19 protein-coding genes are annotated in these 20356 nt (G+C 73.2%); 9 read left to right on the top strand and 10 right to left on the bottom strand.

The window, feature by feature from the left end; all coding sequences use genetic code 11:
- Position 1: 1 nt before the first annotated feature.
- Positions 2-196 (bottom strand): MbtH family protein, encoded by a 195-nt coding sequence (locus tag ACBJ59_RS22890; protein WP_375112258.1) that lies wholly within the window; start codon positions 194-196, stop codon positions 2-4.
- 253 nt (positions 197-449) lie between these two features.
- On the opposite strand from ACBJ59_RS22890, the gene ACBJ59_RS22885 reads away from it, so the two are divergent.
- Positions 450-989, top strand: a complete 540-nt coding sequence (locus ACBJ59_RS22885) for a class I SAM-dependent methyltransferase (protein WP_375112257.1) — start codon at positions 450-452, stop codon at positions 987-989.
- A gap of 64 nt (positions 990-1053) precedes the next feature.
- Positions 1054-2106, top strand: a complete 1053-nt coding sequence (locus tag ACBJ59_RS22880; RefSeq protein ID WP_375112256.1) for an aldo/keto reductase — start codon at positions 1054-1056, stop codon at positions 2104-2106.
- A gap of 33 nt (positions 2107-2139) precedes the next feature.
- On the opposite strand, the gene ACBJ59_RS22875 is transcribed toward ACBJ59_RS22880, so the two are convergent.
- Positions 2140-3675 carry an AMP-binding protein gene (locus ACBJ59_RS22875; RefSeq protein ID WP_375112255.1) on the bottom strand — a complete coding sequence of 512 codons (1536 nt, stop codon included), beginning with the start codon at positions 3673-3675 and terminating at the stop codon, positions 2140-2142.
- A gap of 224 nt (positions 3676-3899) precedes the next feature.
- Between ACBJ59_RS22875 and ACBJ59_RS22870 the strand changes: the two genes are divergently transcribed.
- Positions 3900-5288 carry an alkaline phosphatase PhoX gene (locus tag ACBJ59_RS22870; RefSeq protein ID WP_375112254.1) on the top strand — a complete coding sequence of 463 codons (1389 nt, stop codon included), beginning with the start codon at positions 3900-3902 and terminating at the stop codon, positions 5286-5288.
- Positions 5289-5429: 141 nt separating this feature from the next.
- On the opposite strand, the gene ACBJ59_RS22865 is transcribed toward ACBJ59_RS22870, so the two are convergent.
- Together ACBJ59_RS22865 and ACBJ59_RS22860 are read right to left on the bottom strand one after the other, a co-directional pair.
- Positions 5430-6215, bottom strand: a complete 786-nt coding sequence (locus ACBJ59_RS22865; protein WP_375112253.1) for an ABC transporter permease — start codon at positions 6213-6215, stop codon at positions 5430-5432.
- 6 nt (positions 6216-6221) lie between these two features.
- Entirely contained in the window at positions 6222-7241 is a 1020-nt protein-coding gene (locus ACBJ59_RS22860) for an ABC transporter substrate-binding protein (protein WP_375112252.1), read from the bottom strand.
- Positions 7242-7368: 127 nt separating this feature from the next.
- Here ACBJ59_RS22860 and ACBJ59_RS22855 point away from each other — a divergent pair, with 127 nt between their 5' ends.
- The 5 genes from ACBJ59_RS22855 to ACBJ59_RS22835 all read left to right on the top strand — a co-directional run bounded on the left by ACBJ59_RS22855 (position 7369) and on the right by ACBJ59_RS22835 (position 13453).
- A complete protein-coding gene (locus tag ACBJ59_RS22855) occupies positions 7369-8139 on the top strand; it encodes an ABC transporter ATP-binding protein (protein WP_375112251.1) in 771 nt (256 codons plus the stop codon).
- Positions 8140-8182: 43 nt separating this feature from the next.
- Entirely contained in the window at positions 8183-11257 is a 3075-nt protein-coding gene (locus tag ACBJ59_RS22850; RefSeq protein ID WP_375112250.1) for a hypothetical protein, read from the top strand.
- A 57-nt stretch (positions 11258-11314) separates the two neighbouring features.
- Complete coding sequence (locus tag ACBJ59_RS22845) at positions 11315-12331, top strand: aminotransferase class V-fold PLP-dependent enzyme (protein WP_375112249.1); 1017 nt, start codon at positions 11315-11317, stop codon at positions 12329-12331.
- A 177-nt stretch (positions 12332-12508) separates the two neighbouring features.
- The gene (locus ACBJ59_RS22840) at positions 12509-12730 is read left to right on the top strand and encodes a hypothetical protein (RefSeq protein WP_375112248.1); all 222 of its coding nucleotides are present in this window, start codon (positions 12509-12511) and stop codon (positions 12728-12730) included.
- Between the two features lie 288 nt (positions 12731-13018).
- Positions 13019-13453 (top strand): GNAT family N-acetyltransferase, encoded by a 435-nt coding sequence (locus ACBJ59_RS22835; RefSeq protein WP_375112247.1) that lies wholly within the window; start codon positions 13019-13021, stop codon positions 13451-13453.
- A 51-nt stretch (positions 13454-13504) separates the two neighbouring features.
- On the opposite strand, the gene ACBJ59_RS22830 is transcribed toward ACBJ59_RS22835, so the two are convergent.
- From ACBJ59_RS22830 to ACBJ59_RS22820, 3 genes are all read right to left on the bottom strand, one after another.
- Positions 13505-14770 carry a hypothetical protein gene (locus ACBJ59_RS22830; RefSeq protein ID WP_375112246.1) on the bottom strand — a complete coding sequence of 422 codons (1266 nt, stop codon included), beginning with the start codon at positions 14768-14770 and terminating at the stop codon, positions 13505-13507.
- 307 nt (positions 14771-15077) lie between these two features.
- Positions 15078-15275 carry a hypothetical protein gene (locus ACBJ59_RS22825; RefSeq protein ID WP_375112245.1) on the bottom strand — a complete coding sequence of 66 codons (198 nt, stop codon included), beginning with the start codon at positions 15273-15275 and terminating at the stop codon, positions 15078-15080.
- A gap of 68 nt (positions 15276-15343) precedes the next feature.
- On the bottom strand, positions 15344-15904 hold the full coding sequence (locus ACBJ59_RS22820; RefSeq protein WP_375112244.1) for a TetR family transcriptional regulator: 561 nt from the start codon (positions 15902-15904) through the stop codon (positions 15344-15346).
- Between the two features lie 147 nt (positions 15905-16051).
- Here ACBJ59_RS22820 and ACBJ59_RS22815 point away from each other — a divergent pair, with 147 nt between their 5' ends.
- The gene (locus ACBJ59_RS22815; RefSeq protein ID WP_375112243.1) at positions 16052-18205 is read left to right on the top strand and encodes a CBM35 domain-containing protein; all 2154 of its coding nucleotides are present in this window, start codon (positions 16052-16054) and stop codon (positions 18203-18205) included.
- Positions 18206-18220: 15 nt separating this feature from the next.
- Here ACBJ59_RS22815 and ACBJ59_RS22810 read toward each other — a convergent pair whose 3' ends face one another.
- From ACBJ59_RS22810 to ACBJ59_RS22800, 3 genes are read right to left on the bottom strand one after another with little or no spacing between them, the layout of a single operon-like run.
- Positions 18221-19075 carry a haloalkane dehalogenase gene (locus ACBJ59_RS22810; protein WP_375112242.1) on the bottom strand — a complete coding sequence of 285 codons (855 nt, stop codon included), beginning with the start codon at positions 19073-19075 and terminating at the stop codon, positions 18221-18223.
- A gap of 2 nt (positions 19076-19077) precedes the next feature.
- Complete coding sequence (locus ACBJ59_RS22805) at positions 19078-19482, bottom strand: pyridoxamine 5'-phosphate oxidase family protein (RefSeq protein ID WP_375112241.1); 405 nt, start codon at positions 19480-19482, stop codon at positions 19078-19080.
- Entirely contained in the window at positions 19479-20294 is an 816-nt protein-coding gene (locus ACBJ59_RS22800) for an NAD(P)H-binding protein (RefSeq protein WP_375112240.1), read from the bottom strand. The genes ACBJ59_RS22805 and ACBJ59_RS22800 overlap by 4 nt, the downstream gene beginning before the upstream one ends.
- Positions 20295-20356 lie beyond the last annotated feature (62 nt).

The raw sequence follows: 20356 nt of genomic DNA, 5'->3' as shown, positions 1-20356 counted from the left end.
GTCACCGCCGCACGCTGCGCGGGCGCAGGTCCGTCCAGGTGGCGGCGACGTAGGCCAGGCAGGCGGCCCGGGTGTCGGGGCCGAAGCGCACCGACCAGCCCTCGGGCACGGCGGCGAAGGTGGGCCAGATGGAGTGCTGGTCCTCGTCGTTGGCCAGGACGAGGAACTCGCCGTCGGGGTCGTCGAAGGGGTTCATGGGTTCACTCCTGGAATCGGGCCGTGCCGATCTGGGCGATCGGTCCCGGCTGGGTCATGTCCTGGTGGCCCAGCCGGTATGGCATTGCTTTAGTTAGGCAAGCCTTGCCTAATTTGATCGTAAAGTCGGCATCTGTCAAGGAGCGCTTCGGTGCCACCGCCGGCCGCCACACCTCGCGAGCTCCGACCCCGGAAACTCGAACCGGCGTACGTCGATCCCCACGCGCTACCACGACAACCCGCTGCACCACGCGATGACCTCCGCCTTCGCGGCGCTGGTCGCGGGCGGCGGGCCGGTGGCGGACGTCGGGTGCGGCCCCGGCCACGTCACCGCCCACCTGCACTCCCTCGGCGTGCGCGCCTTCGGGGTGGACCTGTCGCCGGAGATGGTCGCGCTGGCCCGGGCCGCACATCCGGACCTGCGCTTCGAGGTGGGCCGGATGGAGTCGCTCGAGGTGGCGGACGCCGCGCTGGCCGGGGTGCTGGCCAACCACTCGATCATCCACACCCCGCCCGAGCTGCTCCCGGAGGCGTTCGCGGAGTTCCGCCGCGTGCTCGCGCCCGGCGGCCACCTGCTGCTCGGCTTTCCGGCCTGCGACGGCCGGGAAGGGCCGGCGCAGGCGTACGACCACGTGACCTACCGCGCCTACCGGCATTCGGCCGGCCGGGTGGCCGGGCTGCTGCTCGACCTGGGGCTCGACGAGGTCGCCCGGCTGGTGGTCGCCCCTGGCGAGGACGCCAGGCGGGGCTTCCCGCAGGTCTATCTCATCGCCCGCAGCCCGCTAATGGAATAGATGTGCCGTTAGCGTGTTATCTTACTAACGGGAAATCTGACCCGTTAATAGGATGGATGAGATCATGGAATATCGGCAGTTGGGCGCGTCCGGCCTCCAGGTCCCGGCACTGAGCTTCGGCGCGGGGACCTTCGGCGGGAAGGGCGAGCTGTTCGGCGCCTGGGGCAACACCGACGTGGCGGAGGCCAGGCGGCTGGTGGACGTGGCGCTCGACGCGGGGGTGACGATGTTCGACACCGCGGACGTCTACTCCGACGGCGCCTCGGAAGAGGTGCTCGGCCAGGCCGTCAAGGGGCGGCGCGACAGGGTGCTCATCTCGACCAAGGCCGGGCTGCCCGTGGCCGACGGCCCGAACGGGGCCGGCACCTCCCGGCCGCGGCTGATCAAGGCGGTGGACGACGCGCTGCGCCGGCTCGGCACCGACTACATCGACCTGTTCCAGTTGCACGCCTTCGACGCGGCCACGCCGATCGAGGAGGTGCTGTCCACCCTCGGCGACCTGGTCAGGGCGGGCAAGCTCCGCTACGTCGGCGTGTCCAACTTCTCCGGCTGGCAGCTCATGAAGTCGCTCGCGACGGCCGAGCGGTACGGCTACCCGCGCTACGTGGCCCACCAGGTCTACTACTCGCTGGTCGGCCGCGACTACGAGTGGGAGCTGATGCCCCTCGGCCGCGACCAGGGCGTCGGCGCGCTGGTGTGGAGCCCGCTCGGCTGGGGCCGCCTCACCGGCCGGATCCGGCGCGGCGTGCCGCTCCCCGAGGGCAGCCGGCTGCACCGCACCGCCGCCTTCGGCCCGCCCGTGGCCGACGAGCGCCTCTACACGGTGATGGACGCCCTCGACGAGATCGCCGCCGAGACCGGCAGGACGGTCCCGCAGATCGCGCTCAACTGGCTGCTCCAGCGGCCGACCGTCGCCTCGGTCATCGTCGGCGCGCGCAACGAGGAGCAGCTGCGCGACAACCTGGGCGCCGTCGGCTGGAACCTCACCGCCGGCCAGGTCGCCCGGCTCGACGCCGCCAGCACCGTCACGGCGGCCTATCCCTACTACCCGTACCGGAGCCAGGAGGGCTTCGCCCGGGTGAACCCGCCGATCGAGACGCTCATCGCGGCCCGGTAGCGGGGGCTGCGCTTCGCCGGCGGCAGGCCCGGCTCAGCTCCCCGTGAGCCGGGCCCGGTCCACCTTGCCGGTCTGGTTGCGCGGCACCGACGGCACGAACGCGACGTCGCGCGGCACCTTGAAGCCCGCCAGCTGCTCCTTCACCGCCCGCCGGAGCTCGTCGGCCGACAGCGTGACGCCGTCCTCGGCCACCACGTACGCCGCCAGCCGCTGTCCGTACTCCTCGTCGGGCACCCCCAGCACCGCCACGTCGGCCACGCCCGGCAGGCCGGACAGGAGGTTCTCCACCTCCTGCGGGAAGACGTTCTCGCCCCCGGAGACGATCATCTCGTCGTCGCGCCCGTCGATGAACAGCAGCCCGCGCCCGTCGCGGTGCCCGAGGTCGCCGGTGCTCATGAGGCCGTCCGCCCGGAACGTCAGCCCGCCGCCGACGAGCACCCGGCCCACCTGCCCGGCCGGCTGCTCGTGCCCGCCGGGGCCCTCGATCCGCACGGTGGTCCCGCGCGGCGGGCGGCCGACGGTGCCGGGGGCGGCGCGCAGGTCGGCGGGCGTGGCCAGGGCGGCCCAGCCGGCCTCCGTGGAGCCGTAGAGGTCGTGGAGCACGTCGCCGTAGGCGTCCATGAAGGCGGCGGCCAGGTCCGGCGGCAGCGCCGACCCGCCGGAGACCACGACCCGCAGGTGCGGCAGCCGCCGGGGCTTGCGCGCCAGCAGGCGTCTCAGCATCACCGGCACGGCCACCAGCGCCCCGGCGCGGTTCCGGTCGAGCGCGTCGAGGACGGCCTCCGGGTCGAAGCGGCGCATCAGCACGACCGGGCACCCGAGCACGAGCGCGACGGCGTACCAGAGCAGCCCGAGCCCGTGGAACAGCGGCGGCGCGATGAGTATCGGCTCCCCGCCGCGCACGGGCACGGTGGCCAGCATCGAGACGAACGGCTCGGCCGTCGCGGCCATGGACAGCCGCCGGGGCGCGCCCTTGGGCACGCCGGTCGTCCCGGACGTCAGCAGCACCAGCCGTCCGGGCCGCCGCGGCACCGGAGCGGCCCCGGACCCGCCTTCGCGCACCAACGAGTCCAGGTCGCCCGCCCGGGGGCCGTCGAAGTCGACCGCCGGCAGGCCGGGGGCGGCGATGAGCGCGTGCACGCCCTCGCGCCGCAGCACGTCACGCAGCCGCGGCCCCGCCAGCCCGGTGTTGAGCAGCAGCAGGTCGGCGCCCAGCCGGGACACGGCCGCGACCGCCTCGGCGAACCCGCGGTCGTTGGGCCACATGACCGCCACCGTCCGGCCGGGGCGCACGCCGAGCCGGCGGTACAGGCCCGCCGCCAGCGCCGCCGCCCGGGCGTCGAGCTCGGCGAACGTCAGCGTCCCGTCCTCGTCCACCACGGCGGTGCGGTCCGGCCAGCGGGCCGCCGCCACGGCCAGCCCGGCGGCGGGGGTCACGTGGAAATGCCGGTACGCCTCCACCACCCGGGCGAGGGCGGCGGGGTGCACCGGTCCCAGCAGCCCGTTGCGGGTGAGCGCGACGGCGGCCTCGATCCCGAAGCCGCCCAGCTCGATCAGCCTTCCGATCATGGGCGTGTCCGGCCTTTCTCGCGGGAGAACGTACGCGTACCCGTTGGGGCGCGTCTCCTATCTCCCCGGACGCCGGTAGGGGACCCCTATCCGCCACCCCAGAAAATCGCTTAATTCGGCGTTCATTCTGGATTCATCTGTTGTTTGTGTGCGAGACATGGAGCGAGCGCGGCGGCGCTGACCCGCCGACTGGCAACACCTCTCGCTACTGGAGGCGATCTCCCATGTCAACACCGGTGTCCCGTCGTTCGTTCCTCCGTCACAGCACCGCAGGGGGTCTGGGAATCGCTCTCGCGGGGAGCATCGAGGCCATCGCGGAGACCGGCACCGCCCGCGCCGCCACCCGCGCCCTGCACGGGTACGGCCCGCTGGTCCCCGATCCGGCCGGGCTGCTCAGCCTGCCCTCCGGGTTCTCGTACAAGGTCGTCGCCGAGGCGGGCGTGACGCTGCTGGACAGCGGCCAGCCCACTCCGAGCGACCCCGACGGCATGGCCTGGTTCGCCGGGCGCGGCGGGGGCGGGGCGCTGGTGTGCAACCACGAGATCATCCTCGAGGAGCCGTACGCCGTGCCCACCCTGCCCCGCCTCACCTACGACCCCGGCGCGCGCGGCGGCACCACCACCATCGAGCTCACCGCCGGCGGCGACCGCGTCAGGGAGTACGTCAGCCTCGCCGGCACGCTCAACAACTGCGCGGGCGGGCGCACCCCCTGGAACTCCTGGCTGACCTGCGAGGAGGCCGAATACCTGGCGACCGGACCGTTCCAGAAGGACCACGGCTACGTCTTCGAGGTGTACGCCTTCGACAACGAGGCCAACCTGGACCCCGTCCCGCTGAAGTTCTTCGGCCGCTACGCGCACGAGGCCGTCGCGGTGGACCCGCTCACCTACGCCGTCTACCTCACCGAGGACGCCGTGAGCCCTCACGGCCTCTACTACCGCTGGCTCCCCCCGCAGGGCTTCCGCGGCGGCACGGGCGCCTTACGCGCGCTGGCCCTGGCCCCCGGAGGCGACACCGCGGGTCGGCTGCAGGCGATGAGCTGCTACGAGGGCCGCCGGCACGTCGCCGACCTGTCGGAGGCCACCCGGCCGGGCACCACGTACCAGGTGCGCTGGGTGGACGTGCCCGACCGCGACGCCCGCACCACCTCGATCCGCCGCCAGCTCACCGACGACCAGGTGACCCGCGCCCACAAGCTGGAGGGCGCCTACTGGGGCGAGGGCGGGGCGTACTTCGTCTCCAGCTTCGCCCGCACCTCCGACGGCAGCACCCGCGAGCACGACGGCCAGGTGTGGTTCTACGACCCGCGCGCCCGCACGGCCACCCTCAAGACCATCTTCGGCGTCAACCCCGACCCCGCGAGCGGCTACGGCGGGCCCGACAACATCATGGTCTCGCCGCATGGCGGGCTGATCCTGGCCGAGGACGGCGAGGGCTACAACCACCTGGTGGGGGTGACGCGGGACGGCGTCCCGTACCTGCTGGCCCGCCACGAGGCCAGCGAGAGCGAGTTCGCCGGGCCCACTTTCAGCGGCGACGGCTCGATCCTGTTCGCCAACATCTACTCGCCCGGCCACGTCCTGGCCATCACCGGCCCCTGGCAGCGCACCTGAGCGCCCGCTCTCGGTGCTGGACGGCTCGCCGGCGGCCGTTCGCGTCGGTCGTGGGGCGGGGGGCGGGGACAGCTCGCTCCACCGCGTCGGCTGCCGGCGTCCGCCGCCGGCGTTCGTCGTGGTGAGAGGTGGTGACGTGGCTCAGCGGAGCGCGGTGGTCTCCCTGACCCAGGGCAGCAGCAGGCGCTCGGCCAGCACCAGGGCGTAGAACAGCGCGATGCTCATGACGCCGAGCAGCGCGATGGCGGCGAACGCGAGCGCGGTGTCGGCACTGCCCCCGGCCTGGACGATCACGAAGCCGAGCCCCGCGTCGCCCGCGCTGAACTCGCCGATCACCGCGCCGATCGAGGCCAGCGGCATGGCCACCTTCAGCCCGACGAAGATCTGCGGCAACGCGCCCGGGAAGCGGATCTTCATGAACGTCTGCCACCGCGGGGTGTCCAGCGACCTGGCCAGGTCCACCAGCTCCGGCGGTGTCGAGGACAACCCACTGGCCACCGACAGCACGATCGGGAAGAAGCACACCAGCAGCGCCATCACCACCTTGGGCTGCTGCCCGAAGCCCATCCACACCACCAGCAGCGGCGCCAGCGCCACCTTGGGGACGGCGTTGAAGGCCACCAGCAGCGGGTAGAACATCAGCTCCGCCACCCGCCAGGCCGCGATGGCGATGCCGATCACCAGCCCGCAGCACACCGACAGGGCGAAGCCGAGCGCCGTCTCGGCGAGCGTGATGGCGGCCTGTTCCAGCAGGTAGCCGGGGATCCGCCCGAAGGCGGCGAGCACGTCGGCGGGCGAGGGCAGGATGATCTCGGGGATCGCGAACGCCGAGACGACCAGGGCCCACGCGCCGGCCGCGACGACCACGCCCAGGGTGGACCAGCCGGCCGCGGTGACCGCGTCCCGGCGGCTCCTGTCCTCCTCCACCCCGGGTCAGCCCTTGGGGGCGAGGTCGAACGACACCACCGTCTCGGGTGCCACCTGGCCCTCGAAGGCCCCGGCCTCGCGCAGGACCGCGATCGCGCGGGTGACGCGGTCCCGGTCCATCGCGCCGACCTGCTCGGCGCCGGCCGGGCGCACGTACGGGGCCATCAGCGTCAGCTCGGCGGCGGCCGGTACGGCGTTCTGGGCCGGATGGTGCTTGACCAGGATCTCGGCCGCCTCCCGCGGATGCTCCACCGCGTACGCCAGCCCCTTGAGCAGCGCGCCGGTGAACCGCTTGACCAGGTCGGGCTTGTCCTTCACCAGGGTGGTGGAGGTGGTCAGGCCCAGGCCGTACATGTCGGTGATGACGTCGCCGAACGGCAGCACCTTCACCTCCTTGCCCTTGGCCGCGTTGCGCACGGTGGGCTGGCCGACCACGTACTGGCCGATGGCGTCCACCTGCCCCGAGGCGAGATTGGCGGGCAACTGCGCGGGCTCCAGGCTGACCCACTTGACCTTCGCCGGGTCCACCCCGGTGAGCTTGGCGTACGTGGGGAACATCATGGTGATCACCGACCCCGGCGCGTCCCCGACGGTCTTGCCCTCGAGGTCCTTCGGCCGGCCGATGCCGCCGTCGCCGAGCGCCATGAGGCCGGCGAGGGTCCGCTGGTGGATGGCCGCCACCGTGACGACGCCGGCCGTCTTGCCGCCGGCGGCGTTGATCAGCATGGCGGTGAAGTCGACGGGCGCGAAGTGGGCCCGGCCGCCGGCGACCGCGGCCAGGTTCTCGCCGCTGCCCTGGCCCGGCTGCACGGTGACGTCCAGCCCGGCCTCCCGGAAATAGCCCTTGTCGAGGGCGACGTACGCGTACGCCTCGCGGCCGAAGGTGCCGAACGCGGTCAGGTAGGTGACCCGGTCGGCCGCCGGGCGGGCGGGCGACGCCTCCTGCGCCCCCGAGCCGCAGCCGGCGGGGAGGGAGAACGTCGCTACGAGGGCGGTGATCGTGATGACGCGCGGCAGTCGCCTCATGACACAGATCATGACTGACCATCCAAGGGGGTCAATATGAATGCGTGCCAACCTCTCAGCATCCGCGCGAACGTCGCCTACGATCGAGGACGATCCGAGTTCCCCGGGGCTTGCGGGAGGTCACCACGTGATCCGGCTGCGCGAGGTGTCCCAGGTGTTCCGCGGCCGCCGGGGGGCGGTGGAGGCGCTGCGCGAGGTCGATCTCGACGTGGCCGACGGGGAGTTCGTGGCCGTCGTGGGCCGTTCCGGCTGCGGCAAGTCCACGCTGCTGCGGCTGGTCGCGGGCCTGCTCACGGCCACGTCCGGGGAGGTGCGGGTCGGCGGGGAGCCGGTGGTCAGGCCGCGCCGCGACGTCGCCATCATGTTCCAGCGCCCGGCGCTGCTGCCGTGGCGCAGCGTGCTGGACAACGTGCTGCTGCCGGTCGAGGTGTTCGGCTGGCCGAGGGAGGAGCACCGGCGGCGGGCGTACGGGCTGCTGGAGATGGTGGGGCTGGAGGCGTTCGACCGGCGGCTGCCGCACGAGCTGTCGGGCGGGATGCAGCAGCGGGTGGCGCTGTGCCGGGCGCTGATCCAGCGGCCGCGCGTGATGCTGATGGACGAGCCGTTCTCCGCCCTCGACGCGCTGACGCGCGAGGAGCTGTCGATCGAGCTGCAGCAGATCCACATGGAGCACGCCGCCACGGTGGTCCTCGTGACGCATTCGATCGAGGAGGCGGTGCTGCTCGCCGACCGGGTCGTGGTGCTGACGCCGCATCCGGGGCGCGTTCTGACGGTGGTGGACGTGGCCGTGCCCCGGCCGCGCACGCTCGGGCGGAACGCGTACGCGGCCGACCTGGCGCGCTGCTCGGCGGAGCTGCACGAGGTGCTGGGGGCCCGGCGAGCCGCCGTGGATCCGTGATACCCGGTTGCCGGGCGCGGCCGGTTGCCCGAATCATGTGCTTGTGGTGCGGCTGGCTTTCGGTGTGGTGACGGGACGCGACCAGGACGTCTGGGACGCACGGGGACATCTGGTGACGGGCGAGTCCCCGGAGGGCGGCCCGAAGATCGATGCGGAGAGCCGTACGCGGAACCGTGCTGGGAGCGGCGCGGAGGCGGACCCGGTGGCGGGCGCGCCCGTCGCGGTCGGTCCGGCCGGCGCCGACCCGGCACCCGCCCTGGCCGCACTCACCCGGCTCCTCGCGACCGGCCCTCCGGCCGCCCACCCTGGCGCGGAGGAGGGCGGGGACGGGGTGACGGCGGCGGGGGCCGGGGTGGAGTTGTGCCCCGGTTTCGTGTCGGCCCGCCTGGACGGGGTGCGGGGTGACCGGCGCGACGCCGTGCTGGCCGCCGTATCGGTGCTGGGGCCGGACGGCCTGCACCGGCTGGGCGAGCGCGCGGGGGTGCTGGTGGCGCTGTTCGGCGCGGAGGCGACCAAGCCCGTCGCCGCCGCCGCGAACCGGGCCATCGCCGAGGGCCGCTGGGCGGCGCTCCAGCTCGCCTCGGCGGCCAGCGGCGTGTTGGGCGCCGAGCAACTCGAACGCCTCCTCCATCTGGGCGCCCCCGCCGTGGCATCGACCCTGCGGGCCGCCGCCTCCACCATGGCCGGCCACCTCGAGCGCGTCCTCGAGCCGCTCCCCCCGCGCCGCCGTCTCGACCTCCTCCTCGACCTGTGGGACCAGGTGGCGGCGCAGCAGGAGCGGGCCAGGCGAAAGGAGCGGCTGCGGGCCACCCAGGGCAAGCAGAGCAGGCTGGAGGAGCTGACCACCCGCTACCGGGCCCACGACGACGAGCTGCTGATCCACCAGATCCGCACGGAGCTGGGCCACGAGCCGTCGCTGGTCGAGGCGGCCCGCTGGCGGCCGGGCTCCTGGCAGTGGACGGTGTTCATGGGTCGCACCATGGCCGACGCGATGGCCGCCACGGTGCTGCTGCGTACCGCCGTGGCCGTGGCCGACCACGGCGTCCAGGAGGGCATCGCCCGGTGCGCCACCCAGCTCACCGCCGCCGCCCGCCTCATGGGGTCCTGGGAGGCGGGCCGGGCCGCCCGCCGCGTCCCCGGCCTCGCGGGGCTGCCCGCCCGTCCCGGCTGCTACGTCAGGGACCTGGCCGCGAGGCTGAAGGCCCCTTCCGAGCCGTACGTCATGCAGCGCCTGGCCCGGGCGGCCGAGTACGCCCGGATCGTCATGGAGGCGGTCACCGAGCGGCTCGACGAGGCCGGCGAGCAACTGCACGGCTGGTCGATGTCGGCCCTGCGGGAGTGGCGGGCCGCCGTCGGGTACGACGCCCGCCGCGACCCGGCCGGCTGGGACCAGACACCGCTCGGCGGCGGGCGGGGGAGCCTGGCCACGCGATCGGCGGCGCGGGCCGGCGTACCGGTGGAAGAGGAGGAGCGGGTCGGGGACCTGCTCTGGTACGCCGAGCTCGCCGATGCGCTCGCCCAGCTCAACGGCCACGACCGGGCTGACATCCGGTACGGTCCCACCTTCCCCTACGCCGACCCGGACCCGGACCCGGACGACGGGGAGCAGCTCGTACCCCCGCTCGACTCGATCCCCTCGGCCCTGGCCGGAGCCGCGCAGCTCGTGGCGTTCGGCGGGCGGCCGGCCCGCAAGAGCCGCACCTGGCGGGAGCTGACCGCGGGCCTGGTCGCCGAGCTGGAGGTCGCTCAGGCCCTCACCGCGGCGTTCCGGCTGCCCGAGCCGCTGGCCGAGCGGGACGGCACGATCCTGCCCGGCACTCGGGTACGCCTGGAGTGCGCCCGCGACGCGCGCATGCTCGCCCGCTGGTCGTCGTACATGGGCAACTGCATCGCCTCCCCCTGGTACGTCGAGGCCGCCGAGCAGGGCAGGTGCGCGCTGCTGGCGCTGCGCGACGACAGCGGCAGGATCGTGGCCAACGTCGAGCTCCAGCACCGCGCCCGGGGCTGGCGGCTCGCCGAGATCCGGGCCAGGTTCAACGCCGATCCGGACCGCGAGCTGGAAACGCGGGTGGCGAGCTGGGTGGCCGCCCTCCCGGCGCCCGCCGCCACCGAACCTCCCGCACGCGAACGGCCCGAGGCGACCCGCCCGGCGCCCCGGCGGCCGGCGAACCGGGCGTTCCAGGAGGTCAGCGGCCCCCTCACCGAGCTCGCACGGCGTGCCATGGAGGCCCCGGACACCCTGGCGGCCCTGCACACGCTGCGGTCCCTGTACGACGCCCGCGGCGGCGGGGCCGCCGACGCCCCGGATGAGGAGACGATCACCGCCACCGGCCCCGCCGGACCGGCGTCCCCGGCTGCCACCACCCCCCGAATCCGTCCCCCCGCCGCCACCCCTCGGGGGCGTCCAGGGCTGTTGACGGCGGACACCGCCCGAAGCCATCCGCTTCCGGGCTCGCAGACACACGCCGGTCACCCGGGGACCGAGGTGCTCACGGCGTTACGCAGGCTGTCCGCCGACCGGATGGAGAGCGTGTGCCGGGCCGGGCTGCCGGCGGCCGGCCTGGTCGCGCTGTGGCAGGCGACCGGAGTGCGCCCGCTGGAACGCGCTCTCGCCGCGCTGGACCCCGGCCTGCGCGCCCGCCATGACCAGCTCGGCCTGCTGGCGGCCGACGAACCGCTGCCGGGCTCGCTGCGCGGCCTCGCCCGCCACGGGGCGATCGCGCCCGCCCGCTCGATGGAGCTGGTGGCCCGCAGGATCCGCGCCGCGCTCGGCCGCCTGGCGCGCGCCTCGGACCCGATGCTCGCGCACCAGGTCGCGCGGCACGCGGACACGGCGGTGCTCTGCTCCCTGGTGGTCGCGATCACGTCCTGGCCCCCGGAGCCCGGGTTCCCGTCCGTCGCCGTGAGCGAGCCGGGGGAGACGGCCGTGCCCGGCTTTCCCCGTACGAGCCTGGAGGACCCGGACGGCCCCTGGCAACGCGCCCTGACGGGAGCCGCGGAGCTGGGGGCGGGCGTGGAGGCGTTCCGGGAGCGGGTGGCCGCCGACGGGCTGCGCGTCCCGGCCGCCTGGCTGGGCAACGGCGGCTGGCCCGCTCTCTGGCAGCGCGCCGCCCGCTGAGACCACCGGCCGGCACCTCCCCTCCTCCGTCCACGCTCCGGTTCCTAGGCTGATCCCATGGACATCGCCTCGGCCCGCAAGCTCTGGGACGCCGACCCCGGCTGGCTCAACACCGCCTCCTACGGCCTGCCTCCGCGCCGCGCCTTCGAAGAACTCCAGGCGGTGCTGACCGAATGGCGGCACGGCAGCACCGACTGGAAACCGTGGGACGCCTCCGTGAACCGTTCCCGGGTGGCCTTCGCCCGTCTCGTCGGCGCTCCGGTCTCCGACGTGAGCGTCGGGTCGACCGTCTCGCAGATCATGTCGGTCGTGGCCACCGCGCTCCCGCCGGGGGCCAAGGTCGTCGTGCCCGAGATCGAGTTCACCAGCAACCTGTTCCCGTGGGCCGTGGCCGCCGACGTCGAGACGGTGCCCGCCGACCGGCTGGCCGACGCCATCACCCGTGACACCGCGGCGGTGGCGTTCAGCCTGGTGCAGTCGGCCACCGGGTACGTGGCGCCGCGGGCCGACATCGTGGCCGCCGCCAGGGCTCATGACGTGCTGGTCATCGCCGACGGCTCCCAGGCGTGCGGGTGGCTGCCCGTCGATGTCGCGGGTCTCGACGTGCTGGCCTGCGCGGCGTACAAGTGGCTGATGGCGCCGCGCGGGGCCGCGTTCGGGTACCTGTCGCCGCGCCTGCGCGAGCGCATGCGCCCGCTGGCCGCCAACTGGTACGGCGGCGCCGACGAGGGCGGCTCCTACTACGGCCCGCCGCTGCGTCTGGCGGGCGACGCTCGGGCGTTCGACCTGTCGCCCGCGTGGTTCTCCTACGTCGGCGCCGCCCCCGCCATCGAGCTGCTCAACGAGCTCGGCGTCGCGCGCATCCGCGAGCACGACGTCGCCCTGGCCAACCGCTTCCGTACGGGGCTCGGCCTGGAGCCGTCCGACACGGCCATCGTCTCGGTGGACGCGCCCGGCGAGCGGCTGGCGGCGGCCGGGATCCGGGCGGCGGTCCGGGCGGGCAAGGTACGCGCCAGCTTCCACGTCTACACCACCGAGGACGACGTCGACCGCGCCCTCGACGCCCTGACCTGACCCTTGGTCTCCTCGGGACCGCCGATGGCGCATCACAGGATCGCAACAGTGACGCCAGGTTGCCCTTGCGAACTTGACAGCGCAGCGTAACTGCACGTCACGTTCCGTTGTCAAGGTCAGCGGCAAAACACCTCAGGGAGAACACTGGCCCCCTCCGCAACCAGAAAGGCTGTCCCGATGCGCCATCCGATCCGCATCACCACCGTCGCCCTCGCCGGGGCGTTCGCGCTGTCCGCGCTCGCCGCACCGGCGGTGGCGCACGTCCCGCACGACGTCAAGGGCACGGTTGACGTGCTCAACAACGCCAAGGTCTGCGTGCCGGGCCTGGACGCCGCAGGCATCGGGGTGCAGGTCCCCATCGCCTCGCCGGAGTCCGCGAACTGCACGCAACAACGCTGACGGCCTGACCGCGGCCCGTCCCTGAGGACCGCGGCCACGCCCCGCGGCGCGGCGCTCCTGGCGCCCGGCCGGCATCCAGCACCAGGGCGCCGCGCCGCAACCCCCACCCCCTCCGCCCCACCCGATCCCACGCCCGCCGACCTCCCCCGGGCCGCCTCCGCCCGGCACGGTCCGCGTCACACGACGCACGGTGCCGGTCACGCCGGTTCCCCGCTTGGCGCGGGGCCGGCACCTCCGGGACCCGAGCCGCACGCGGCGGGCCCGGATCGTGGCCCTACGCTGGTCCGGGTGAACATCCGCCGCAGAACCCCCGAGGACGAGGCCGCCTGCGTGGCGGCGCTCGCCGAGGTCCAGCGCGCCGACCGCTATCCCGTGGACTGGCCGGACGACCCGTGGGGCTGGCTGGCTCCGGCCGGCCTGACGTCGGCCTGGATCGCGGTCGAGGCGGGACGCGTGCTCGGCCACGTGGGTCTCACCCGGGACGGGGAGATCGTCCGCCTGTTCGTCACCCCGCCGGCACGCGGGCGCGGCCTGGCGGCCCGGCTCCTCGACGCGGTTCGCGCCGCCGCGCGGGGGCCGCTGAAACTGGAGGTGTCCTCCGAGGGCGAGGCGGCCATCGCGTTCTACGAGCGGTCCGGCTGGCGCAGGGTCGGCAGCAGCCGCGCCCACTGGGTCAACGCGGCCGGCGAACCCGCCCTCGTACACCACTACGTGACCCTGTAGCCGCCGGGCCCGGCAGGCGTCCATCGACCGAGCCCGGCGGCATGCTCCCCGTCAGAGGCCGTAGCGGCTCTTCAGGTGGCGCCACCAGTCGCGGAACATCCACGCGTCGAACTCGGTGATCGACGACGCGCTGCCCGCCTTCATCAGGAAGCAGCACACCCCCGTGGGAGTCCAGTCGTAGAAGTCGTCCAGCCCGAACGAGTGGCCCATCTCGTGCAGCAGGATGTGCACGTTGTCGGTGTTGAGGTTGGACATGTAATACTCGCTGCCGATCCGCTGCCCCCAGTCACCGCCGGCGCCGCCGCCGAAGCCGGAGGTCAGCCAGAGCGACATGTCGTAGTGGTGCGACGCGCCGCCCGGGCAGTTGGGGTAGTTGCCGCTCTGGTTGAAGAAGCGGCCGCAGGGCTCGGCGCACTGGGGCGCGTTCTCGCGGATGTTGTTGACGTAGATGTCGACGGAGTTGTCGCTCCACTGGAGCTGGGCGCGGTCGCGTACGGCCCAGCCCACCACCTTCACCGGCACGCTGCTGTACGGCCAGCCGTTGTGGCCGACCATGAGGTCCATCCACTTCTTGAACTGGCGGGCCAGCGTGGCGTGGATCTGGTCGCGCTGGGCGGCGGTCACCGAGGCGCCGGAGTCCCAGCGCACGCAGTAGTTGATCGAGCCGCCGTTGGCCATGACCTGGTCCCAGCCGTAGTTGCGGAAGCCGTACAGGTTGGGGTACGTGCTCTCCTGGTGCTGCCAGACCTCGTTGAGCGGGGTGACGAGGTTGGCCGGCGGGTTCCAGCCCGTGCCGCCGCCCGGCGGGTCGGCGGCCCACGCCTTGACCTCCAGCAGCCCGACCGACGCCTGACCGCTCTGCAGGACGGCGCGCAGCCGCGTGGTGCTCACGGCCGCCGAGAAGGTGATCTTGTTGTAGGCGTTGACGGAGACCGGGTAGGTGCCGGGGATGTCGGCGTACGCGCTGCCGGTCCAGCGCTGCAGCTTCCACGACGCCGGTACGCGCACGCCGCCGCCGTCGTCGAAGAAGTACACCTCGGCCGACTTGATCGTCTGGGCTGAGGTCCAGGTCAGCTCGGCCCACTGGGTGCCGGTGTCGGGCCAGGTGCCCCAGCGGCGGTTCACGGTGTCGTTGGAGCTCGGGGGGTCGATGCCGTCGTTGATCGCGGCGGTGGTCTCCCAGGGGGAGGTGTACGAGGCCGACGGGGTCGCGTTCCTGGCCACGTTCGTGTCGGCCAGGGCCGGTCGAAGGGGTAACAGGAACCCGCAGATGAGCAGGACGGGCAGGATGGCCAGGCGTCGGATGAGTGTCTTCACGCCGGTCCTCCGTTTCTGGTAGCGCTAACATCCGTGGGCCTCGAGGAAGGGCGCGCTCCCTCAAGGCCCGGCTTGTCAGTTCCGGCTGTCCGTTCGCGCTGCCGCTCGTGTCGTCGCGCCGAGCCGCCATACGCGCGGCTTCGGCCGGGGCGGCCGAACTCGGGTGAGCCGTCGTTCCCGTCCGAGCCTTGATCGCACGCTCCCGGGTGGCCGTCAAACACACCGCCGTCGGGCTCTCACCGACCTGCGGGTTCCTGCTGAAACTTTCATCCCGGAACCCCCGCGGCCCGCATCGGTCCACCCCAGCTCACCCGCCCGCAGGGCCTCCTCCACCGAGGTCTCGTTCCAGCCGCTCAGCACGCTGACGCGCGTCACGCCCTCCAGCGCCGGGGCCGGCGTCCCGGACGCGGCCAGGTCGCCGCAGGGCCACCTCGACCAACTCGACGAGCTGCGCCACGATCTGGCGGCCGACGGTCCCCGTGGCGCCGGTCACGAGAATCGTCATCCGTCTCTCCCTGTCCGTAGGTGTTTCCAGGTCTCGGACAGGAGGCGCTACACGGGGAACAGCATCCGCTAGGCGCCCGCCAGATAGCGCTGCAACACCGGCCCGATGTCGCGTACGAGCGTCTCGACCTCGGCGTCCACCATCGGCGGGAACCGCAGGACGTACCGGGTCAGGGCCAGCCCCAGGAGCTGGGTGCTGGCCAGGCCGGCCCGGTACGCGGCGTCGTCGGCCCCGGTCGCGCGGGCCACGAACGCGGCGATCTGCCGCTCGAACACCTCCCGCATGCGCTCGGCGGCCATGGGGTTCGTGCTGGCCGAGCGCAGCAGCAGGATCAGCACGTCGTCCGACAGATCGCCTTCCCAGCGCGCCAGGAAGTGGCGTACGAGCAGCTCGCCCAGCCGGTCCAGCGGCGGCCGCTCGACCTTGCCCAGCTGCAGGTCCACGTCCACGGCGGCGCTGAACAGCCCGGCCTTGCTGCCGTAGTAGCGCATGACCATCGACGGGTCCACGCCGACCAGCGACGCGACCGCCCGGATCGTCATGGCCTCGTAGCCGCGCTCGATCAGCAGCTTCCTGGCGGCGGCGAGGATGGAGGCCCGGGTCCCGGCGGATCTTTCGGTGAAAGGCATGACAACAAGTGTAGGCCAACACGCGTATGCATTCGGCTGGGCGACATTTCCCGGTAACAAGCCGATAACACCCTCTTTCCCTCCCCCATGTGACCGATCACACTCAAGCAGAATCTGTGACCGGTCACATCAGGAGGCCGTACTGTCATGTGGAGGAAGAATGCCTGGTCGGCGGTGGCTCTGGCGGCGGCGATCATCGTGACCAGCACCCTGCCCGCGACCCCCGCACGGGCCGCGTCCCAGCTCGTCGTGGACCTCGCGACGCCCACCGGCCCGCTGCGCTACGGCGCCACCGGCTTCCTGTACGGGCTCGGCGACGAGGGCATCCCGAACGAGACCATGCTCGCCGCCCTGAAACCCCAGGTCACCGCCCAGAAGGCCCCCGACGGCCGGCAGCACCCGAACGGCGACGCGCTGAAGATCGCGCCGATGTTCAAGCGGGTCGGCGGCCGCGACATCCAGATCTACATGCAGGACATCTACCAGGAGTGGCCGTACGAGCGGCTCGGCCTGGCCGACTACCTGGCCAAGGTGGACACGATGACCAGGAAGGTCGTCGCCGACCCGTACCGGACCTCGTACGTCTACGTGCCCTTCAACGAGCCCGACCAGATCTGGTACGCCGGGAACCTGACCGCCTTCCTCAACGACTACAAGGCCGTCCACCAGCGCATCCGCTCCATCGACCCGGGCGCCCGCATCGCCGGCCCGAACTTCGCCTCCTACCGCTCGGCGGACCTGCGCGCGTTCCTGACGTTCGCCCGCGACAACGGCGTGCTGCCCGACGTCACCACCTGGCACGAGCTCGGGAACGACTTCTTCACCGGCTGGCACACCCACTACGCCGACTACCGGGCGATGGAGACGAGCCTCGGGATCGCGCCGCGTCCGATCACGATCAACGAGTACGGCCGCTCGTCCGGCGACCTGGGCGTGCCGGGGAACCTGGTGCAGTTCGTGGCCAGGTTCGAGAACAGCAAGGTCGACGGCTGCCTGGCGTACTGGACGACGGCCGGCGGGCTCAACGACCTGGTGACCAGGAACAACCAGGCGACCGGCGGGTGGTGGCTGTACAAGTGGTACGGCGAGCTGACCGGCACCACGGTCGCCGTGACCCCGCCCGCGCCCGGCGGCTCCCTGCAGGGCCTGGCCGCGTACGACCCGGCGCGGAAGCAGGCCCGGGTGATCTTCGGCGGCAACAACCCCGCCTCCGGCGTCTACGACACGGACCTCGTGGTCCGGGGCATCCCCGCCACCCTGGGGAGCACGGTGCACGCCACGGTGTGGGGCGTGGACGACACCGGGCTGAACCCCTCCCCCGGCCCCTACCGGGTGACCGAGTCGGACTTCACGGCCTCCGGCGGGCAGATCACGATCCCGCTGACGGGGCTGAAGGGCTCCTCGGCGTACCACGTGATCGTGACGCCGGACAAGGACCTGTCGCCGGCGGGCCCCCGCTACGAGGCCGAGTACGCCGCCCTGTCCGGCTCGGCGCGCGTCACGTACGGGCCCAACACCGGCTACTCGGGCACGTCCTTCTCCGAGGGGTACGGCGCCAGCACCACCGCGAGCACGAACTTCGTGGTGACGGCGCCGAACGACGGCTACTACAACCTGGCCCTGAGGTATTCGGCGGGCCCGTACACCGGCGCCCCGGCCGCCCGCTCGGTGCGGCTGCGGCTCAACGGCTCCGACCTCACCGACGTCGCCCTGCCCGGCACCGCCGACTGGAACACCTGGAACACGGTCACCACGAAGGTGTTCCTGACGGCCGGCATCAACCGCGTGGACGTCGGCGCGTACGCCACCGACGACCGCGACGCGGTCAACCTCGACTACCTCGAGGTCACCCCCGCGACCGGCACCATCACCTCCTACCAGGCCGAATCCACCGCCAACACGCTCGGCGGCACCGCCCGCGTGGCCGCCAACGCCGCCGCGTCGGGCGGCGGCTACGTGGGTTACATCGGCGCGGGCGCGGCCAACACGCTGCGCTTCAACAACGTCACCGTCCCGGCCGCCGGCCGCTACCGCATGGTCGTCACCTACGCCAACGGGGAGCTCGGCGAGGGCGCGACCAACTACAACACCAACATCGTCGACCGCTACGCCGACATCTCGGTCAACGGCGGCGCCGCCCACCGGCACTACTTCCGCAACACGCTCGGCTGGTCGAACTACCGCACCACGGTCGTGGACGTGGTCCTGGCGGCGGGCGCGAACACGATCACGTTCGGCAACGCCTCCGCGGGCTACGCGCCGGACATCGACCGCATCCAGATCGCCGCACCCGTCGGGTGAGCACTGGGGGCCGGGCTACCACCCCTGCTTGGACATCCACTCCCGCACGTCCGCCGCGATGACGTGCGGGTGGTCCTCCGGGGTGTGGTGCCCGGCCACCTCCTCGTGCGCCACGATCTCGAGGGAGGCGATGGTGGCCGCGCACCAGGCGACGGTCTCCGGCGTCCACATCGTGCCGGGACCGGGCCGGAAGTCGATCAGCAGCTTCGGCACCTCCACGCTGGCGGCCAGCCACCGGTCGAACGCCTCGATCCGGGCCACGACGTCGGCCGGCTCGCCGTCCAGCGGCATCGAGCGGGCCCAGCGCAGCAGCGGCAGCCGGCTCTCCCTGGTCGGGTACGGCCGCAGGTAGGCCGCCATGTCCGCGTCGGTCAGCGTCGGGACGGTGGCGGGCAGGCCTTCGCGGAGGAAGGCGTTGCCGTCCAGCATCATGGCCTCCCCGACCCCCTCGGTCTTGATGGCCCGGAACAGCTCGCGGCCGCCTTCGGGGAACTCCTCCCAGGTCATCGGCTTGACGACGGCCTCGGTGAAGGCGATGCCGCGCACCCGGCCGGGATGGCGGGAGGCCCAGTCGAAGGCCAGCGCGCCGCCCCAGTCGTGGCCGACGAGCAGCACGTCGTCCAGGTCGAGGGCGTCGAACCAGGCGTCCAGGTAGCGGGCGTGGTCGGCGAAGGTGTACGCGACGGCGGGCTTGCCGGACTCCCCCATGCCGATCAGGTCGGGAGCCAGTCGGCGGCCCCGGCCGATGGCGGGCATGACGTCGCGCCACAGGTGGGAGGAGGTCGGGTTGCCGTGCAGGAGGACGATCGGCGCGCCTTCGCCGAGCTCCCGGTAGGACATCGTGGAGTCGAGCACGTTCTGGATGGGCATGTTCATGGTCCTTTTCCGGTGTTGAGGTGCAGGGTTCGGTCCACCGCGATCTCGATCACGACCCGGCCGGGCGGATCGGGCGGCGGGGACAGGTAGCGCCGGGTGTAGCGGCGGGCGGCCTCGGCGATCCGGCGCGGATCGCGGGACACGGTGGCGGCGCCTTCGAGGGTGACCCAGCGGAAGCCCTCCACCTGGCAGAGCGCGGCCCGCCCGGGGACGGCCAGGTTGCGGGCCTTGCGCGAGGTGGCGACGGTCAGCACGCGGGCCAGCCCCGCGTCGCGGTCCCAGGTGAAGCGGACGGCGACCACGTGCGGGGAGCCGTCGGGGCGCAGCGTGGTGAGGGTGGCCACGCGCGGCTCGGCGAGGAAGGACTCCGCCGGGCCCGGCAGTGCGGGGGTCGTCGTCATCGGAAGGCCGCGACGTTGCGGGCGGCCCAGTCGGCGAACGTGCGCGGGGCGCGGCCGAGGATGCGCTCCACGTCCGGGCTGACCCGCCGCTCGGCCTCGGTGGGCGTGCCGAGGATGGCCAGGGTGCCCTCGACGACCGGCGCCGGCATGAACCGCGACATCTGCGTGCGGGCCTCCTCCTCGGTCTGCTCGACGAAGCGCACCTCCGCCCCGAGGGCGTCGCCGATGGCCGCGGCCCGCCGGCGCGGGGTGACCGGCTCGGGGCCGGTGAGCTCGTACGTACGCCCGGCGTGCCCGTCCTGCCGCAGCACCGCGGCCGCGACCTCGGCGATGTCGGCCGGGTCGATGACCGGCAGGGCGACGTCCCCGAACGGGGCGGCGGCCGTGCGGTGGGCGCGGATGGGCTCGGCCCAGGCCAGGGCGTTGGAGTCGAAGCCGCCCGGCCGCAGGATCGTCCACTCCAGCCCCGATCCGCGCACGGCCAGCTCGAAGGCGACCGGGTGCCCGTACGCGTGCGGCCTGGTGCCGGCGCCCTGGGAGGAGAGCAGGACGACGCGGCGGATCCCGCCCGCCACGGCTTCGTCCAAGACGGCGCGCGGGTCCTGACCGGCGACGAGCAGGAACAACGCATCGGCGCCGTCGAAGGCGGGCTTCAGGCTCGCGGGCTCGGCCAGGTCGCCGGCGCTGTGCCGGACGCCCTCGGGGAAGGGCGCGGTCCGGCGGGAAAGCGCGGTCACCTGCTCGCCCGCGGCGGCGAGCAGCCTCACCAGCTCGCCGCCGACCTGCCCGGTGGCACCCGTGACTACGATCATGGATTCGCTCCCATGGAGTTAGTTAGTTGACTGACTTAGTCCGGACCATAGCGGGCCGAGGG

The organism is Nonomuraea sp. MTCD27 (assembly GCF_041950495.1).
Taxonomy (GTDB): Bacteria; Actinomycetota; Actinomycetes; order Streptosporangiales; family Streptosporangiaceae; genus Nonomuraea.
This window is presented reverse-complemented; position numbering and strand designations above follow the sequence as displayed.

Coding starts and splice junctions, on each gene's coding strand:
- ACBJ59_RS22860 (WP_375112252.1), bottom strand. CDS start 7,241: ATGAGGCGACTGCCGCGCGTCATCACGATCACCGCCCTCGTAGCGACG.
- ACBJ59_RS22870 (WP_375112254.1), top strand. CDS start 3,900: ATGTCAACACCGGTGTCCCGTCGTTCGTTCCTCCGTCACAGCACCGCA.
- ACBJ59_RS22800 (WP_375112240.1), bottom strand. CDS start 20,294: ATGATCGTAGTCACGGGTGCCACCGGGCAGGTCGGCGGCGAGCTGGTG.
- ACBJ59_RS22890 (WP_375112258.1), bottom strand. CDS start 196: ATGAACCCCTTCGACGACCCCGACGGCGAGTTCCTCGTCCTGGCCAAC.
- ACBJ59_RS22875 (WP_375112255.1), bottom strand. CDS start 3,675: ATGATCGGAAGGCTGATCGAGCTGGGCGGCTTCGGGATCGAGGCCGCC.
- ACBJ59_RS22815 (WP_375112243.1), top strand. CDS start 16,052: ATGTGGAGGAAGAATGCCTGGTCGGCGGTGGCTCTGGCGGCGGCGATC.
- ACBJ59_RS22840 (WP_375112248.1), top strand. CDS start 12,509: ATGCGCCATCCGATCCGCATCACCACCGTCGCCCTCGCCGGGGCGTTC.
- ACBJ59_RS22885 (WP_375112257.1), top strand. CDS start 450: ATGACCTCCGCCTTCGCGGCGCTGGTCGCGGGCGGCGGGCCGGTGGCG.
- ACBJ59_RS22810 (WP_375112242.1), bottom strand. CDS start 19,075: ATGCCCATCCAGAACGTGCTCGACTCCACGATGTCCTACCGGGAGCTC.
- ACBJ59_RS22805 (WP_375112241.1), bottom strand. CDS start 19,482: ATGACGACGACCCCCGCACTGCCGGGCCCGGCGGAGTCCTTCCTCGCC.
- ACBJ59_RS22845 (WP_375112249.1), top strand. CDS start 11,315: ATGGACATCGCCTCGGCCCGCAAGCTCTGGGACGCCGACCCCGGCTGG.
- ACBJ59_RS22825 (WP_375112245.1), bottom strand. CDS start 15,275: ATGACGATTCTCGTGACCGGCGCCACGGGGACCGTCGGCCGCCAGATC.
- ACBJ59_RS22880 (WP_375112256.1), top strand. CDS start 1,054: ATGGAATATCGGCAGTTGGGCGCGTCCGGCCTCCAGGTCCCGGCACTG.
- ACBJ59_RS22820 (WP_375112244.1), bottom strand. CDS start 15,904: ATGCCTTTCACCGAAAGATCCGCCGGGACCCGGGCCTCCATCCTCGCC.